Raw genomic sequence first — 16,768 nt, forward strand, 5'->3', positions numbered from 1 at the left:
AGACGAGGGCCAGGCTCGCGAGCCCCCCATACAACAGACGGCGAAGTGTCCTCTGCGCACCAATCGGGTTCATAGCGTCTCCTAGTACACCGCGCCAAGACGCCGGAACAGGCTGAGTTCCACTCAGGCCTTATCCACCGAGGGTCGAGGACAGGTGCCGATGATTGCTGATACAAACACAACTATTCACAAGGACAACCGTACTTTGAATCTTTGGTAAACAGTAAATTAATTTATTGAAAGAACATATAACCGCGACTAGTTCCGGTCTATAGGCAAATTCAACTCTGCTTGACTGTCCCACCGGCTGAGAAAATTGCCAAAATCCCTGGGCAAACCTCCTGCCATGCAATGCGCTTTTGGGTTGTTTTCATACTCCTTCAGAGGAGAAATGGGGGATAAACGCTGGATTTTGTAAGACATGCCACAGCGCATTTTTGAAACAAAAAAACCCGCCTATGCAGGCGGGTTCAGCATAAATCAGTCAAAAAACCAAATACAGAAATCAATATAGTCCGACAATATCGACGGTATCGTCCTGCATAAATTCCAGGTTTTGACCTACAGGAGCAGTTACATTCAGATATATTCCTACTGACCGCCGCGCACCATCGACAGGATCTTGGCGGTGGTCAAGCCGCTGGCGGTCTGCTGCATTTGCGCCTGGTAACGCGGCTGGAGCTGGCGCCCATCCTGCATCACATGCGCGTAGGCGTTCTTCAGCATTTCGGTGGACAGCTGGCGCCCGCCGGCGTAGTACTGGTTGGCGACATGGCCGAGCGCATAAGTAGACGCAAAGCTCATGCCGCTGCTGACCGCCTGCTTGCCCAGGCCACCCAGCAGGCCCTTGCCGGCCTTGCCCAGCAAACCGCCGAGCAGCTTGCGCCCGGCCTGCTCCAGGTACTGCGATGTCAGGCCGACGCCCAGCGCACCGAGCAGGTCCTTGATATGCCCCTTGTCCAGCTCGTAGCCATAGTTCTGCCCGATCTGGTAGACCAGGCGCATCTGCAGCGGAATGATCGCCAAGGTCGAGAGGTTCTCGGGCAACAGCTCGATCGCGCCATTGAGAATCGAGGCCTTGAGTATCTTCTGGTCCATGGCCTCCACCGGCAACGCAGAGGGCCGGCGCTCGGCCTGTGCCGCCAGCAGCGGGTCAGCCGCTACGGGGTGGGGTGCTGGCTCGGTCAGCGCGAGCGGGGCTTCAGGCAAGGCAGCATTCAACGGCGCATCGACCAGGCTACCGGCCAGCGCTGCTTCGCGGGGTGTGCTCAGCGCAGCGGCAGCCGCCATCCCCGTGGCTGCCGCAACCGCAGGCGTTGGCGCAGCGGGCGGCGCGGTGGATGGCGCCGGCTGCGCCGTGCCAAAGGCCTCACGCAGCTGCGCCAAAAAGGCGGCTTCCTTGGGGCTGGTGCTGCCATCGGCCTCGCACACGCACAGCGCCATCTCATAGGCAAGCTGGCGCGACTCCACCGTCTGCAGCTGCGCCAGCACATCGCCCAGCTGCACGCGGCGCAGCAGCACATCCTGGTAGAGGTGGGGCAGGTTGATCTGCTGGTCGGCCGCCAGGCCCTCGGCCACCTGGCGGATCTGCTCGCGCTCACGCTCGTGCTTTTCGCCATCGGCGAACGAGGCCAGCAGGCACAAGGTCAAGGTGGCACGCATTTCTTCAGTCGTCATGGATCAGGGCTCCGCATTCAAAGTGCACAAAAGAACGCAATTTGAGCCCAGGGCGCGGCCCAGGTTCCGCACCCAGGGCTGCCAGCGGCCACTCTGCGCTACCGTCCTACGCGATCGCCTGCACCGCCGCCCACCTGCGCAATGCCGGCCTGGGCCAGTTCGTCGCGCAGCACCTGCAGCGCCTGCGCCTGGTGTGCGGCATCCATCTGCGCATCATGGTTGGCCACGCTGATGGCGGCGATATGCGCGCTGTGGTCGGTCTGGAACTCGATCGCCAGCCCCACGCCAGTGGCACCCGAGGTCAGCAGGTTGACGCTGAGCGAATGGCCGCGTTTGCGTGTCTGGCGCACCATGTCCATCAGCCGCTCCTGGCTGATGCCGGCGGCCTCGTAGTCGAGCCGGCGGCGCTGGAAGATCTGCTCCAGCTCGGCATCGCGCAGGCTGGCGGCCAGCGCCAGGCTGGCCGTTCCCTGGCCCAGCAGGCGGATCTGCCCGGTCATCAGGCTGTGCGCAGGCAGCACCGTGCTGCCCGGCTGCACATGCAGGCAATGGGCAAAGTCGCCGACGCGGATGATCAGAAACACCGTATCGCCGGTGCGTCTGGCTACGCTCACCATCACCGGGTGGCAGACCCCGAAGATCGGCGGCTTGGCCATCGCGGCCAGCCCCGTCAGCATCGCTTCCACCCCCAGGCGGTAGCGGCCCGTGTCCGCATCCTTGGCCGCATAGCCGGACTGCACCAGCACCATCAGCAGCCGCCGCGCGGTCGAACGGTCCAGCCCCGACAGCGCCGTCAGATCGGCAATCGACAGGCCTTGCACATGGTGGCGCGTCAACAAGCGCAGCACCTTGACCAGGCGCGCAGGGCTCTGCGCCCCGGGAAAACCTGAGTTCATATCGTGAACATCCGTGCTGCCAGCTTTTGCCATCCCAGCGCTTCCCGTTTCATAGTTGGTCGTCACCCCGCAAGGCCCGCACAAGCTAATGCAGATGGCTGCCGGCGCCTGTCTCCCCCGTTATCTGGAAAACCCTATGAACGCCTACCGCCCTGTACATGCCCCGCACCCCGCTCCTGTTGTCGGCAGCGCTGGCTCGCCCCGCTGGACCCAGCGCCCCGCGCAATCGAATTGGGGCGATTTTGGCCCCGACGACCAGCTCGGCCGCCTGAACTACCTGACGGCGGACAAGGTGAAGGAAGCGGCGCGGGAGATACAGACCGGCGAGCGCTTCTGCCTGAGCCTGCCGTTGGACAAGCCCGGCGGCAATGCGCTCAACCCGCGCCGCCACCCGCCGATCATCAAGCCCTCGCGCCGTCCGCTGGGCCCGGGCCTGAACTTTGCGCTGTCGCGCGAGAACCCGCTCTACACCGACGTGGTCAGCGACGACTATGCCGAGATCTACCTGCAGTACTCGACGCAATGGGATGCGCTGTCGCATGTGGGCAGCCATTTCGACATCAATGGCGATGGCGTGGACGAACTGGTCTACTACAACGGCTTCCAGGCCGGCATCGACATCCTCGCACCCGACGACCTGCCGGACATGGGCGGCCAATCCCGCGCCAAGGCGCTGGGCGTGGAGCGCCTGGCCGAGCAGGCGATCCAGGGCCGGGGTGTGCTGGTCAACCTGCGCCGCCACTTTGGCGACGGCCACACCCTGGTGTCGGGCAAGATGCTCAAGGAGGTGCTGCAGGCCGACGGCATCGAGGTGACCCAGGGCGACATCGTGGCGCTCTACACCGGCTTCAGCGAACTGCTGCTTGCCTGCGATGGCCCCCCCAAGCCGGACATGCCCGAGACCGTTGGCGCGGTGCTCGATGGGCGCGACCCCGAGCTGCAGCAGTGGATCATCGACAGCCACATCACCACCTTGGTGGCCGACAACTACGGCATCGAATCGGTGCCCGGCCGGCCGGTGGATGGCAGCTGCGCCTTTCTGCCGCTGCACGAGCTGTGCCTGTTCAAGCTCGGCATGCCGTTTGGCGAACTCTGGTACCTGCACCCACTGGCGCAGTGGCTGCAGGCCCATGGCCGCTACCGCTTCATGCTCACCGCACCGGCACTGCGCCTGCCCGGTGCCGTGGGCTCACCCGTGACTCCGGTCGCCACCGTCTGAAGGCCGCCTATGACCTCCCAACCCATGGCCAGCGCGCCCAGCAGCGCGCGGGCCAACGATGTGCGCAGCCTGTTGGCACTGGGCGCGGGCGACGCGCCCGCGCTGCAGTTTGGCGCCCTGACCCACAGCTATGCGCAGCTGCGCAGCCAGGTGCAGCAATGTGCCCAGGGCCTGCGCCAGCAAGGCCTCGCGGCCGGCGATGTGCTGGGCCTGTGGCTGCCCAATACCCCCCACTGGCTGCTGCTGCACCTGGCCTGCGCCGAGCTGGGCATCACCACCTTGAGCCTCAACCTCAAGCTCGGCGTCAAGGAAATCAGCAGCTTTATCGACCGCTCGGGTTGCAAGGCACTGGCCTTTGACCGCGCCACCGCCAATGCGCTGGCGGTCATGAATGGCGCTGCCGCCAGTGCGGGCAGCCTGCTGCCGGGCAACAGCCTGGCGCAAATCCTGGCGCAGCACGGCGGCAGCCTGCAGTGCCTGATCGATGCCAGCCTGGGCCCTGCCGATATACCAGCGGTCCCGCTGCAAGGGTCTGGCACGGCGCTGCAGATCCAGCCCTGGCAGGCGCTGATGGCAGCGCGCGCCGCACCGGGGCACCCCACAGTGTGCCAAGGCGATCGGACCTGCATCATCCTGTCCTCGTCGGGCACCACCAGCCAGCCCAAGCTCATCGTGCACCGCCAGTCCAGCGTGGCCCAGCATGCGCAGGATGTGGCGCCCGGCTTTGGCATCGACAGCGGCTGCCGCAGCCTGCTGGCGCTGCCACTGTGCGGCGCCTTTGGCTACACCGCCGCAATGGCCACCCTGGCCGCAGGCGCCTGCCTGGTGCTGCATGAGGTGTTTGATACGGCACGCACTGCGGCCTGCCTGCACAGCGAGCCCATCACCCACATGTTTGGCACCAATGACATGGTCGACAAGCTCATTACGGATCTGCCCGCAGGCTGGCAGCCGCAGGCGCTGCGCTTTTTTGGCCATGCCAACTTTGTGCCAGGTCTCGACGCGCTGCCGGCCCTTGCGCAGCAGTTCGGCATCCCGATGGTCGGCTGCTTTGGCATGAGCGAGACCTTTGCGCTGTTTGCCCACCAGGACCCGGCCGCGCCCCTGCCCCGGCGCGCACAATCGGGCGGCTTTCCGGTCTGCCCGCAGGCGCGGGTGCGCGTGCGCAACCTGGAGACCGGCGCCCTCGCCAGCGCACAGGAGCCCGGCGAGCTGGAGTTCTACAGCCCCACGTTGATGCAACAGTACCTGCACGATGCACAGGCCACGCAGCAGGCCTTCACCGATGACGGCTATTTGCGCTCCGGCGATCTGGGCTACCTCAATGGCGACGGCGGCTTTACCCATATCTCGCGCCTGGGCGATGTGCTGCGCATCGGCGGCTTTCTGGTCAACCCCGCCGAGATCGAGGAGTCGGTGATAGCGCTCAGCGGCGCCAGCGCCTGCCAGGTGGTGGCCGTGAACGCCTCGGGCAGCTCGCGCCCGGTGGCCTTTGTGCTGGAGCCCAGCGACAGCACCAGCAGCCGTTGGGACGAAGCGGCGCTCAAGGCCCAGCTGCAGCAGCAGATTGCCCGCTACAAGGTACCCATCCGCATCTTCCGGGTCGACACCTTTCCCTACACGATGGGGCCCAACGGCAAGAAGGTCAAACGCAATGAGCTGCGCGACCTGGCCCAGCGCCTGCTCGCCCAGGAGGCCACCGCATGAAGCAGCCATGGACCCTGGCCGACACGCCCTTTTTTGACGCGCAGCATGAAGAGGTCATCGCCCGGCTCAACCGCTGGATCAGCGACAACCGCGCGCGCCTGGCCGATGAAACGCCGCAGGACCTGCAGGCCGAATGCCGCCACTGGCTGCAAAGCCTCGCCGGGCATGGCCTGCTGGAGTATGCCGCGCCGGCGATGGCCGATGGCATCGCGCCAGCGGTGGACCTGCGCGCCATCTGCCTGGTGCGTGAATGCCTGGGCTACTACGCGCCGCTGGCAGACTTTGTCTTCAGCATGCAGGGCATCGGCAGCGCCGCGCTGTGGCAAAAAGGCGATCCCCGTTTGGTGGCGCCCTATGTGCAGGCCTGCAGCCAGGGCGAAAAAGTCGCAGCCTTTGCGCTGACCGAGCCCGATGGCGGATCGGACGTGGCGGCCACCAAGACCCGTGCCGTGCTGCAAGGTGACCACTATCTGCTCGATGGCGCCAAGTCCTATATCTCCAACGGCGGCATCGCCGACTTCTACGTCGTCATTGCGCGCACCGAAGAGGCCAAGGGTGCCAGCGGACTGTCGGCCCTGCTCGTCGATGCCGACACCCCGGGCCTGCGCATCCACCGCACCATCGACATCATCGCGCCTCATCCGCTCGCGGAGATCCATTTCGCGCAGTGCCGGGTGCCCGCCAACCGCCTGCTGGGCCAGCCCGGCGAAGGCTTCAAGGTGGCGATGGGCGTACTCGATATCTTCCGCAGCTCGGTCGGCGCCGCCGCGCTGGGCATGGGCCAGCGTGCGCTCGATGAAACCCTGGCACGAGTCAGCCAGCGCCAGCTCTATGGCCAGGCGATGGCCGAGATGCAGACCGTGCAGCACAAGCTGGCCGACATGGCCACGCAGTTGGAGGCCGCGCGCCTGCTGGTGCACAAGGCCGCCTGGTGCCGCGATGTGCGCCAGCGCCGCATCAGCACCGAGGCGGCGATGGCCAAGATGCAGGGCACCGAGGCGGCGTTCCAGGTGGTCGATGCGGCCGTGCAGCTCTGGGGCGGTATGGGCATCACCTGCGGCAGCGTGGTCGAGCGCCTCTACCGCGAAGTCCGCCCGATGCGCATCTACGAAGGCGCCACCGAAGTGCAAAAGACCATCATCGGTCGGCAGATTTTGAAAGGCCTGGCATGACAGACAGCAACCGCAAACCCCGCGTCCTGGTTACCGGCGCCAGCCGGGGCATTGGCCGCGCCACGATGCGCTACCTGGCCGACAAGGGCTACCAGACCATTGGCCTGGCCCGCAGCATCCCTGCCGACGCCCGCTCCGATGAGCAGTTCATCGCCTGCGACCTGATGGACCTGGATGGCACGCGCCAGCAGGTCGAGCATCTGGCCGCGCAAGCGCCGTTCTACGGCCTGGTCAACAACGCCGCGCTGGCCCACACCACCGACCTGGCGCACACCAGCGTAGCCGACATGAACGAGGCGATGGCGCTGAACGTGAACGCCTGCCTGGTGTGCATGCAGGCGCTGCTGCCGGGCATGCGCCAGGCGCGCGCTGGCCGGGTCGTCAACATCTCGTCGCGCGCCGCGCTGGGCAAGCCCAACCGCACCGCCTACAGCGCCACCAAGGCCGCCGTCATCGGCATGAGCCGCACCTGGGCGCTGGAGCTGGCCACGGACCAGATAACGGTCAATGTGATCGCCCCGGGCCCCGTGGCCACCGAACTGTTCAAGACCGCCAGCCCGCCCGGCGCGCCGCAGACCCAGGCGCTGCTCGCCGCCGTGCCGCTGCAGCGGGTGTCCGAGCCGGTGGAGATCGCCCATGCGATCGACTTTCTGCTGCATCCGCTGGCCGGCTACATCACCGGCCAGACATTGCATATCGATGGAGGACTGACGATCAGCGCCACGCGGCTATAGCGATCTCAGAGGGGCCTCTGGACACGGCAACACCACAAAAAGGAACGGAGACAATGCCATGAAGGACCAACTTCCCCCAGCCCAAGCACCTGCCAACCAGGACCGACGACGGTGGTTGCTGCGCAACGCCGCCTGGGGTGCAGCCAGCCTGCTGGCCAGCCACCCGGCCTGGGCGCAAAGCCCCTACCCGTCGCGCCCGGTGCGGCTGGTGGTGCCGTTTGCGGCAGGGGGCGCCACCGATGTGCTGGGCCGCTTGCTGGCCAAGGCGCTGGAGCCGGGCCTGGGCCAGCCGGTGGTCGTCGACAACAAGGTCGGCGCGGCCGGCGCCATCGGTGCCACCCAGGTGGCCCATGCCGAGCCCGATGGCTACAACGTGCTGATGGGCGGCGTGGGCACCAATATCGTGCTCGAGCACACGATGCCCGACCTGGGCTACCGGCCCCAGCGCGACTTTGCCGCCGTCGCCTCGATCTGCAATGTGGACTATGTGCTGGTGGTGGCGCAGGACAGCCCCTACCAGACCTTGGGCGAGCTGCTCGCCGATGCGAAGAAGACACCGGACAAGCTGCGCTACATGTCCACCGGGCCGCTGGGCCCGCTGCATGTAGCCATGGAGTACCTGGGCAAGCTCAGCGGCGCGCAGATGATCCATGCGCCCTACAAGGGAGAGGCTCCCGCGCTGCCGGACCTGCTGCAGCAGCGGGTGGACATGGGCATGATGACGGCGCTCTTCACCCGGCCGCAGGTGCAGTCGGGCAAGCTGCGCGTGCTGGCCACGTTGAGCGCGCAGCGCATGGCTTCCTGGCCCGAGATCGCCACGGTGGCCGAGCTGGGCTACACCGGTTTTGCCGCGCCGATCTGGAACGGCTTTTTTGTGCCACGCAAGACCGGCGCCGAGGTGGTGGACCGCCTGGGCAAGGTCACCGTGGCCCAGCTGCAGGCGCCCGAGCTGAAGAACCTGCTCGAAAAACAAGGGGTCTCCGTCACCGCCCAGGGCCCGGACGCCTACGAGAAATTCCTGCAGGCCGAGCGCCTGCGCTGGCAACAGATGATCCGCGAATCCCAGGTACTGACAAAAAGCTGAACAGGAGACAAGACATGGCCATCTCTCACATCCGCGCGCTGCGCGCCCCCCTCCCACCGCTGGGCCTGGCCGCAGCACTGCTGTGCCTGCCGCTGGGCGCCATGGCGCAATCGGGCCCGCCGGTGCGCATCGGCCTGATCGTCGACCAGTCGGGCGTCTACTCGGCCATCACCGGCAAGGGCAGCATCACGGCTGCCCAGATGGCGCTGGACGAGGCCGGAGGACAGGTGCTGGGCCGCAAGGTCGAGCTGCTGACCTTTGACCACCAGAGCAAGGCCGACTCGGCAGCGGCCAAGGCGCGCGAATGGTACGACAACGGCGTGGACGCGATCCAGGACGTGGGCGGCTCGGCCGCCGCGCTGGCGGTGCTGAACATCGCCAAGGAAAAAGGCAAGGTGCTGGTGATGAGCGGCCCGGCCAGCGACCGCATCACTGGCGACATGTGCGACCCGACCGTGGCCCACTGGGCCTACAACTCCTATTCGCTGGCCAATGCCGTGGGCAAGGCTGCAGCCGAGAAGTTCGGCAAGCAGTGGTATTTTCTGACCGCCGACTACTCCGGCGGTTATGACATCGTCAAGGCCACCACCCAGGCGATCAGCACGGTCGGCGGCAAGGTGATCGGCGAGACACGGCACCCGCTCAATGGCTCGGATTTCTCGTCCGCCGTGGTGCAGGCCCAGGCCAGCAAGGCCGATGTGATCGGCCTGGCCAACTTTGGCAATGATCTGGTCAACTCGATCAAGGCCGCGCGCGAATTCGGCATCACCCCCGAGAGCAGGCAAAAGCTCGCCTCGCTGCTGATGTACATCAACGATGTGCATTCGGTAGGCCTGCGCACCGCGCAGGGCATGCTGCTGTCCGAGGCCTTTTACTGGGACATGAATGACGAGACGCGCGCGTTCTCGAAGAAGTACTTCGCCAAGGTCAATGCGATGCCCAATATGAGCCAGATGGGCGCCTACTCCTCCGTCAAGCACTACCTGAAGGCGGTGGAGGCCGCGGGCAGCACCGATGCCAAGGCGGTGATGGCCAAGATGCGCGAGATGCCGATCAACGATGTGTTCACCAGGAACGGGCGCCTGCGCGAAGACGGCATGATGGTGCACGACATGTACCTGTTCCAGGTCAAGTCACCGCAGGAGTCCAAGGCCCCGTGGGACTACTACAAGGTCATCAGCACGGTGCCGGCCGACAAGGCCTTCCTGCCGCTGTCCGAATCGGCCTGCCCGCTGGTCAAGAAGTAGGCCGCCGCACCATGGCCCACCGCGATACCCAGAACCAGCTTTTCAGCCCGCTGCAGCTGCGCGATGTCGTGCTCAAGAACCGCATCGCGGCCGCCCCGATGTGGCAGTACCAGGGCCGCCATGGCCGGGTGCAGGATTGGCATCTGATGCACCTGGGGCGCCTGGCCGCAGGCGGCAGCGGCCTGGTGCTCCAGGAAGGCACCGGCGTGGAGCGGCGTGGCGCCGGCACCTTGGGCGATATCGGCCTGTGGCAGGACGACATGGTCGCGCCCCTGCAGCGCATCGTGCAGCTGATGCGCGACTGCGGCACCACGCCCGGCATCCAGCTGATGCATGCCGGCCGCAAGGCCCGGCAGCTGACACCGGCCCAGGGCCGTGGCCCCCTGCCCTGCCAGCCCGATATCGCCGACTGGGATGCCTGGACGCCGATGGGCCCCAGTGCGATCCCGGCGGGCAAGGGACTGGAGACGCCGCTGCCCATGTCGCTGCAGCACATCCAGCAGGTGGTGGAGGCCTTTGCCGCTGCCGCCGGCCGCGCCGCGCGCGCGGGCTACCAGGTGCTGGAGCTGCATGCCGGCCATGGCTATCTGCTGCACAGCTTTTTGTCACCGCTGGCCAACCAGCGCGGCGATGCCTGGGGTGGCAGCTTTGACAACCGCTGCCGGCTGCTGCTCAGCGTCGTCGAAGCGGTGCGCGCCGTGTGGCCAGCGGGCCTGCCGCTGCTGGTGCGGCTGTCTTGCACCGACGGGGCGCCGGGCGGCTGGACCTTGGAAGACAGCATCGCGCTGGTCAAGCGCCTGCTGCCGCTGGGGGTGGATGCGATCGACTGCTCGTCGGGCGGCATTGCCGGCTCGCCATTGCGCGGCGGCGCGCTGGCCACCTATGGCTACCAGGTGGAACTGGCGTCGGCCATCAAGGCCGCCACCGGCGCCCGCACGATGGCTGTGGGCCTGATCGTGCATGCGCAACAGGCCGAGGCCATTTTGCGCAGCGGCGACGCGGACCTGGTGGCACTGGCGCGCGAGCTGATCTACAACCCCAACTGGCCGATGGATGCGGCGCAAAAGCTGCAGGATGCGCAGGACTTCCAGATGCTGACCAGGAACGAGGCGTTCTGGCTGGAGCGGCGCAAGGCCACCACACCGGATTTGCAGCCGTCCACCTTTGTGCGCTGATGGCGTTGACGGCACCGGGCCGGGCAATGCCACAATGCGTCGATGCGCCTGTCCTCCATCGCCCTTCCCCTGGCATTGCTTGTACTGCTGGCCAGCGCCGGCTGCAAGCAAATCCCCTATTCGCCGTTGCCGGCACCGCCGACCGGCATCCGCTACGAGCCTGGCGCCAACAGCGCGGGCATCGCCCGCATGTCAGAGACTGAGCTGCTGCGCCAAAAGCGCCTGGCCCAGGGGGGCGACAAACGTGCGGCCTTCAACGTCTACCAGCATCTGCGCTCGGTAGAGAACGATGATGCCCAGGCGCGCGACTGGCTGATCCTGGCGGCCGACCTGGGCCATGCGCCGGCGCAGTACAACCTGGCCCAGATCGGCATTTATGAAAAGGACAGCGCCAGCGCGCTGTACTGGGCAAAACGGGCCAGGGCCTCGGGCTACGCGCATGCGGCCGAGCTGGTGCAGTCGCTGGAGAACCCCGAATAGACGCGAAGCGATCAGCGGGCCGGTGGCAGGCGCGCCAGTTCGGCGGTCAACGCGCGCACATCGGCCAGCGCGCGGGTCTGGTCGGCCGGTGCCGCGCTGGCGGCCGATCCTCCCAGGGCCTGGGAGAAGCCCTGCAGCACCTGCTGGGCCTTTTTCAGCTCGGTCTCCAGGATCAGGCGGCGCTCGTCCTGGCCAAAATCTGCGCGCTCAGGCGGGCGCGGGCTTGGCGACCGGGTGTGGGTTGGGGCAGGTGCGGATGCGGCCGTGCGCAGCGTGCGGCGCGCGGGCGTTGCAACTGCGGCCTTGCAACCGGGTCCGGCGGCGGCGGCACCGCCAAGGATGTATTCCACGCCCTCATCCTTGCACACCGTCTGCGCACCGGCTGGCAAAGCGCCCAGCGCGGCAAACAGCAGCAGCACGGCCGCTGCCGTCAGTGCCCCGTCAACGTGCCGCATCGAATGGATTGGGAACATTCTCCACCCCCATCGGATTTGTCCAGATTGCAGGGCAGAAGGCGTTGCGCAGGCCGACCACGTCCTGGAGGCCATCAAGCGCTGCATTGCCCACATGCGCGGTCACCCACTGCGCCCCGTTGCGGATATTGCCGACCAGGTCGGGCACCAGGGTCGCATAGTCGCCCAGGCCGCTGTTGCCGTCGGCCACATCCCATTTGAAGCTGGCATTGAGGTCCGAGGTATCGCGCGCCGGCCCAAAGGAATAGAAGGGATGCCAGTACAGGGACGACTGCATGCCGACCGAGGCCTCCTGCGTCAGCGGAAAGCGGTCGTTCGACAAAAAGAACGCATCGATGGCCGAGAAACCGGTGGCATCGGCACCGGGCACGTCGTCGCCGGTCGTCAGCACCGAGCCGATGTGCCTGGAGACATAGCGGTAGCCCTGCATCGCCTTGATGATGATGGGCCCCGCAATCGGCACGCTGAGCTTGTAGCCGTAGTGCACCCGCAGGTGCAGGATATTGGTCTCGCCCAAGGTCTTGTTGGAGACCGCACCGCGCAGCCGCGCATCTTCCAGATTCGGGGTGTCGCCGTTGTAGGTGTCGGTCGCGCCGGTACGCGCATCGCGCTCATAGGGCAGCGGCTTGCGGTAGCGCAGGCTGTCGTTGGGGATGCGAACGATGCCCCGCGATTCGCCATAGTTCTCCACCATCGCCCAGTCCAGAAAAGTGTTCTGCGTCGGGTTGACATACTCGATGCAGCTGCCCTGGATCAAATCGGTGTTGGTGTTGACCCAGCCCTTGAGCAGGCCCAAGACACTGGCGTCCGACACATACAGCGGCATCATGCCGCGCACAAAACCTTGCCAGACGCTGCCCTTGGTCAGTGCGGACTTGACGTTGCCCAGGCTCACGTCGGCCAGCATGCCCTTCTTGGCCAGCGGAATGCGCAGGTCATAGGGCAGCGGCAGCGCATTGTTGAGCGAGCCCACACGCGCAGCCTCGTTGGCGGCGTACTGCAAGGTCAGCCTGGCGCGGTAGATCAGCGCAAACTGGACCAGCGACAGCGTGAACACCAGCACCACCGGCAGCGCGATCAAGGTCTCCGTCATCGACACGCCGCGCTGCCGGGCGCGGCTTGCAGGCTTGAGCGTCATGCGCATGTCAACCCCTTTCAACACAGTTGCAGCCGCTGGCCCGGTGCCAGCCCCAGGCGCGCAGCCTCGCCGCTGCGCAGCTCCAGCACACCTTGCGCGCCCCGGCACCAGGCCATGCGCCAAGGCGCCAGGCCGGCGCTGATGCGCAGCACCTGCTGCTGCGCATCGACAAACACCACATCGATCGCGTAGCGCATGAAGCAGGTATGCACGGCCGCGCAGCGCTCGAACACCAGCGCCTCGCCACTGCCGGGCGGCGGACGAAAGATCAGGCCAAAGGCGCGTTCGGAAAAGCGCTCGGCCACCTGTGCTTTGAGTGCTGGCATGCCGGGCACCTTCATTTCAAGGTCTGGTACATCTGCACCGCGAGTGGAAAAAAGATCACCATGAAGGTGACCGGAAAGATAAAGATCACCAGCGGACCGAGCATCTTCACGGGCGCTTCCATCGCCAGTTTCTCGGCGTGCTGGAAGCGCTCGGTACGGCGCTGCTCGGAGATGGCGACCAGGGTGTCGGTCACGCTGGCACCCAGCGATTCGGCCTGCGTCAGGTTGGAGACCAGGCCGCGCACATGCTTGTTGTCCATGCGCTCGGCCATCGCGTTGAAGGCCTCGGTACGGCTCATGCCCGTGCGCATTTCGCGCAGCAGGCGCTCGAGCTCTTCGTGCATGGCGCCGCTGGGTCCCTTCTGCACCGCCTGCGAGATCGCCGCTGTCAAGCCCAGACCGGCCTGGCAGCACAAGGTGATCAGATCGAGGTAGCCGGGCAAGGTGCGCAGCACTTCCTTGTCGCGGCGCTTCTTGCGGTCGTTGACCCAGATGGCCGGCAGCATCCAGCCCAACAGCAGGCCTGCCAGGCAGGCCAGGCGCACCCACTGCCCATCGATCTTCAGTGCCATCGCCGCGCCGGTGAAGGCCAGCGCCACCGCCGTCATCGCGATCACGCGCACGGCGATGATCTCCTCGGCCTTGAGCACATACTCCAAACCGGCCAGTTGCAGCTTGCGCTTCCAGCGCAGCAGGCTGGAGGTGGGCGCGATCTCCGAGACATGAAACTGCAGCACGTTGACCGCCGGCCAGATGAGCCGGATGCCCCAGGGCAGCGGGTCCATGTGCTCGCGCACCGACGGCCGGGCCTTGCGCACGATGGCCACGAAGTACAGCAGGATGATGGCCGCCATCACAGCGGACAGAAAGATGGCGGCGAGCAGAATGGCGTTTTTCATGGCTCAGATGTCGATGGCGACAATTTTCTTGATGGACATATAGCCCAGGGTGAGCATCACGATCATCACGGCCAGTACCCCCCAGCCGATAGGGGTGACAAACAGCAGGTGCATGGTCGGCTGCATCAGGTACAGAATGCCGCCCAGCACCACGGGGAACATGGTCATCACCAGGCCCTGGATGCGGCCTTGTGCCGTCAGCGCCTTGATGCGCCCTTCCAGCATGGCTTTCTTGCGCAGGGTCTCGGCCAGCAGCTGCAGCGGCTCGGACAGGTTGCCCCCCACTTCCTTGGCCACCCGCAAGGCCACCACCACCAACATGAAATCCGGAATCTGGATGCGCCGCGCCATGTTCTGCACCGCGTCGTCAAATGACAGGCCAATGCGCTGCTCCTTGAGCACAATCGCGAACTCATCGCCCAGCGGGCCTTTCTGGTCACGCACCAGAATCTGCAGCGCCACCGACAGCGCACTGCCGGCGCGCAATGCGCTGGCAATGAAGAGCAAGGCATCGGGCAGCTCGGCCTCGATGCGTTCGCGCCGCTTCTTGCGCTGCCAGGCAAAGTAGCGCGCCGGCAGAAAGTACACGGCGCCGCAGACCACCACCACCAGCAACCCGTTGCGTGCCACCAGGTAGGCAAGGATGCCGGCCACCGCCACCATGGCCACATGGCCGGTGGCCAGGGTCAGCGCCTTTTGCGCATGGAACTCCGAGATGCCCAGGATCCGGAGGCCGCGGCCGCGCAGGTAGATGTTGGACCGGTTGCGCCACTCGCCCAGGCGGCTGTAGACCAGCCAGCCCGAGAGCACCACAAAGCCGGCGGCTGCCAGCAGAAAGCCGAGGAACTGCCAATTCTTCATACCGGCTCTCCCTGGAAGAACAACTCCTCCATGTTCACCGGTACTCCGTGCTCCACCAGCCTGGAGACAAAGTCCGGGATCACCCCGGTGGCCTCGAACCGGCCCTGGGTGCGGAATTCGGCATCCAGCCCGGTCTTGCGGAACACAAAGATGTCCTGCATCTGGATCACGCCATCGGTGCAGTGCAGCACCTCGGTGATCTGGGTCACCTTGCGGCTGCCGCAGGGAAAGCGGGTGAGCTGCACCATCAGGTGGATCGCCGATGCGATCTGCTCGCGGATGGCGGTGACGGGAATGTTCATGCCCGCCATCGTCACCAGCACTTCCATGCGGGCTGCGGCATCGCGCGGCGAGTTCGCATGCAAGGTGGTGAGCGAGCCGTCGTGGCCGGTGTTCATGGCCTGCAGCATGTCCAGCGCCTCGCCGCTGCGGCACTCGCCGACGACGATGCGGTCCGGGCGCATCCGCAGCGAGTTCTTGACCAGGTCCCGGATCGACACGGCGCCCTTGCCTTCGACGTTGGCCGGGCGTGCCTCCAGCGACACCAGGTTGGGCTGGTTCAGCGAGAGCTCGGCCGCATCCTCCACCGTCAAGATGCGTTCGTCGTTGGGGATGAAGTTGGACATCATGTTCAGCAACGTGGTCTTGCCGGTGCCGGTGCCGCCCGAGACCACGATGTTGAGCTTGTTCTCCACCGCCAGCTGCAGAAAGTCGACCATGGCCTGCGAGATCGACTGGTACTGCACCATGCCCTCAGCACCCATGCGCTTCTTCGGAAACTTGCGGATGGTGATGCTGGGGCCGCGAATCGCCAGCGGCGGGATGATGGCGTTCACGCGCGAGCCGTCTTTGAGGCGCGCATCGACCATCGGCGAGCTCTCGTCGATCCGCCGGCCCAGCGGCGTCACGATGCGCTCGATCGCACCGTTGACCGCCAGGTCGCTGGTGAAGGACACATCGGTGCGCTCGAGGCGGCCGCGCCGCTCGATCCAGATCTCGTCAAAGCGGTTGACCATCACCTCGGTCACCGAGTCGTCCTGCAGCAGCACCTCCAGCGGGCCCAGGCCAATCGCCTCGTCCAGCAGCTGCTGGCTCAGCTCGGTGCGGTCAATGGTCTCGGGCAGGTTGGGCGTGTCGCGGATGATCTCGGCAATCAGCGCGCGCACGTTGGAGCGCAGCTCGTCGTCCTTCATCTTGATGGTGTCGATGCGGCGCGCTTCCAGCTGCTCGAGCAGCTGGCGGTGCAGCAGGCGGCGCCACTGCAGCAGGGGGTCTTCCTGGCGCGGCTGGCTGCGCGCGGGACGCGGGTGCTCCAGCGCAGGCGGTGCGCCCGGGTCCGGTGCCTGGGATTCTTCGCGGGGTCCCGCGAGCTTCTCATCGAGCAGCACGATGATGGAGTGCCCGCCGACGACCACCTCCTCCCCCCCTCGGCAGGGGCCATAGCGGGTCACGCGCTCGTTGTTGACCCAGGTGCCAAACAGGCTGCCCCGGTCTTCGATGAAGACCTCGCCGTCATGCAGCATCACCACCGCATGGTCGCGGGCCACGTTCCAGCCCGTCAGGTGCAGGGAGCGGTCTGCGGATTTGCCGATGGTGAAGGTCTCGGCGCCGAGTTCGAACTCCTGCGCCTTCTGGCGGGGCGAATGGACTAGTAACTTATGCACGGTCTTCTCCGGAATC

The 16,768-nt window shown here is 66.0% G+C and carries 16 protein-coding genes; 8 read left to right on the plus strand and 8 right to left on the minus strand.

The genetic code is table 11. The features are described 5' to 3' along the window. Positions 1–591 precede the first annotated feature (591 nt). Both MJ205_RS14315 and MJ205_RS14320 read right to left on the minus strand, forming a co-directional pair. Entirely contained in the window at positions 592–1,677 is a 1,086-nt protein-coding gene (locus MJ205_RS14315; protein ID WP_239809083.1) for a TerB family tellurite resistance protein, read from the minus strand. A 98-nt stretch (positions 1,678–1,775) separates the two neighbouring features. Beyond that, positions 1,776–2,573, minus strand: a complete 798-nt coding sequence (locus tag MJ205_RS14320; RefSeq protein WP_239809084.1) for an IclR family transcriptional regulator — start codon at positions 2,571–2,573, stop codon at positions 1,776–1,778. Between the two features lie 136 nt (positions 2,574–2,709). Between MJ205_RS14320 and MJ205_RS14325 the strand changes: the two genes are divergently transcribed. Genes MJ205_RS14325 through MJ205_RS14360 form a run of 8 tightly spaced genes read left to right on the plus strand, consistent with a single transcriptional unit; the run spans position 2,710 to position 11,391 of the window. Further along, positions 2,710–3,792, plus strand: a complete 1,083-nt coding sequence (locus MJ205_RS14325) for a cyclase family protein (protein ID WP_239809085.1) — start codon at positions 2,710–2,712, stop codon at positions 3,790–3,792. A gap of 9 nt (positions 3,793–3,801) precedes the next feature. Next, complete coding sequence (locus MJ205_RS14330; protein ID WP_239809086.1) at positions 3,802–5,499, plus strand: AMP-binding protein; 1,698 nt, start codon at positions 3,802–3,804, stop codon at positions 5,497–5,499. Beyond that, positions 5,496–6,671 carry an acyl-CoA dehydrogenase family protein gene (locus MJ205_RS14335; RefSeq protein ID WP_239809087.1) on the plus strand — a complete coding sequence of 392 codons (1,176 nt, stop codon included), beginning with the start codon at positions 5,496–5,498 and terminating at the stop codon, positions 6,669–6,671. Before MJ205_RS14330 ends, MJ205_RS14335 begins: the two co-directional genes overlap by 4 nt. Further along, positions 6,668–7,405 carry an SDR family oxidoreductase gene (locus tag MJ205_RS14340; protein ID WP_239809088.1) on the plus strand — a complete coding sequence of 246 codons (738 nt, stop codon included), beginning with the start codon at positions 6,668–6,670 and terminating at the stop codon, positions 7,403–7,405. Before MJ205_RS14335 ends, MJ205_RS14340 begins: the two co-directional genes overlap by 4 nt. 58 nt (positions 7,406–7,463) lie before the next feature. Next, entirely contained in the window at positions 7,464–8,489 is a 1,026-nt protein-coding gene (locus MJ205_RS14345) for a Bug family tripartite tricarboxylate transporter substrate binding protein (RefSeq protein ID WP_239809089.1), read from the plus strand. 14 nt (positions 8,490–8,503) lie between these two features. Then, the gene (locus MJ205_RS14350; protein WP_239809090.1) at positions 8,504–9,736 is read left to right on the plus strand and encodes an ABC transporter substrate-binding protein; all 1,233 of its coding nucleotides are present in this window, start codon (positions 8,504–8,506) and stop codon (positions 9,734–9,736) included. 11 nt (positions 9,737–9,747) lie between these two features. Next, complete coding sequence (locus MJ205_RS14355; RefSeq protein WP_239809091.1) at positions 9,748–10,911, plus strand: NADH:flavin oxidoreductase/NADH oxidase; 1,164 nt, start codon at positions 9,748–9,750, stop codon at positions 10,909–10,911. Positions 10,912–10,953: 42 nt separating this feature from the next. Then, positions 10,954–11,391: a hypothetical protein gene (locus MJ205_RS14360; RefSeq protein ID WP_239809092.1), complete on the plus strand. Its 438-nt coding sequence runs from the start codon at positions 10,954–10,956 to the stop codon at positions 11,389–11,391. Between the two features lie 11 nt (positions 11,392–11,402). On the opposite strand, the gene MJ205_RS14365 is transcribed toward MJ205_RS14360, so the two are convergent. The 6 genes from MJ205_RS14365 to MJ205_RS14390 are packed head-to-tail and all read right to left on the minus strand — an operon-like array spanning position 11,403 to position 16,752. Continuing rightward, entirely contained in the window at positions 11,403–11,846 is a 444-nt protein-coding gene (locus tag MJ205_RS14365; RefSeq protein ID WP_239809093.1) for a hypothetical protein, read from the minus strand. Continuing rightward, positions 11,833–13,008: a TadE/TadG family type IV pilus assembly protein gene (locus MJ205_RS14370; RefSeq protein ID WP_239809094.1), complete on the minus strand. Its 1,176-nt coding sequence runs from the start codon at positions 13,006–13,008 to the stop codon at positions 11,833–11,835. The genes MJ205_RS14365 and MJ205_RS14370 overlap by 14 nt, the downstream gene beginning before the upstream one ends. A gap of 11 nt (positions 13,009–13,019) precedes the next feature. After that, on the minus strand, positions 13,020–13,328 hold the full coding sequence (locus MJ205_RS14375; RefSeq protein WP_239809095.1) for a DUF192 domain-containing protein: 309 nt from the start codon (positions 13,326–13,328) through the stop codon (positions 13,020–13,022). Between the two features lie 11 nt (positions 13,329–13,339). After that, complete coding sequence (locus MJ205_RS14380; RefSeq protein WP_239809096.1) at positions 13,340–14,227, minus strand: type II secretion system F family protein; 888 nt, start codon at positions 14,225–14,227, stop codon at positions 13,340–13,342. Positions 14,228–14,230: 3 nt separating this feature from the next. Continuing rightward, entirely contained in the window at positions 14,231–15,088 is an 858-nt protein-coding gene (locus MJ205_RS14385; protein WP_239809097.1) for a type II secretion system F family protein, read from the minus strand. Continuing rightward, positions 15,085–16,752 (minus strand): ATPase, T2SS/T4P/T4SS family, encoded by a 1,668-nt coding sequence (locus MJ205_RS14390; RefSeq protein ID WP_239809098.1) that lies wholly within the window; start codon positions 16,750–16,752, stop codon positions 15,085–15,087. Before MJ205_RS14390 ends, MJ205_RS14385 begins: the two co-directional genes overlap by 4 nt. Between the last annotated feature and the right edge of the window lie 16 nt (positions 16,753–16,768).

Origin of the sequence: Comamonas sp. B21-038 (assembly GCF_022387135.1) — a bacterium.
Taxonomy (GTDB): domain Bacteria; phylum Pseudomonadota; class Gammaproteobacteria; order Burkholderiales; family Burkholderiaceae_C; genus Comamonas; species Comamonas sediminis.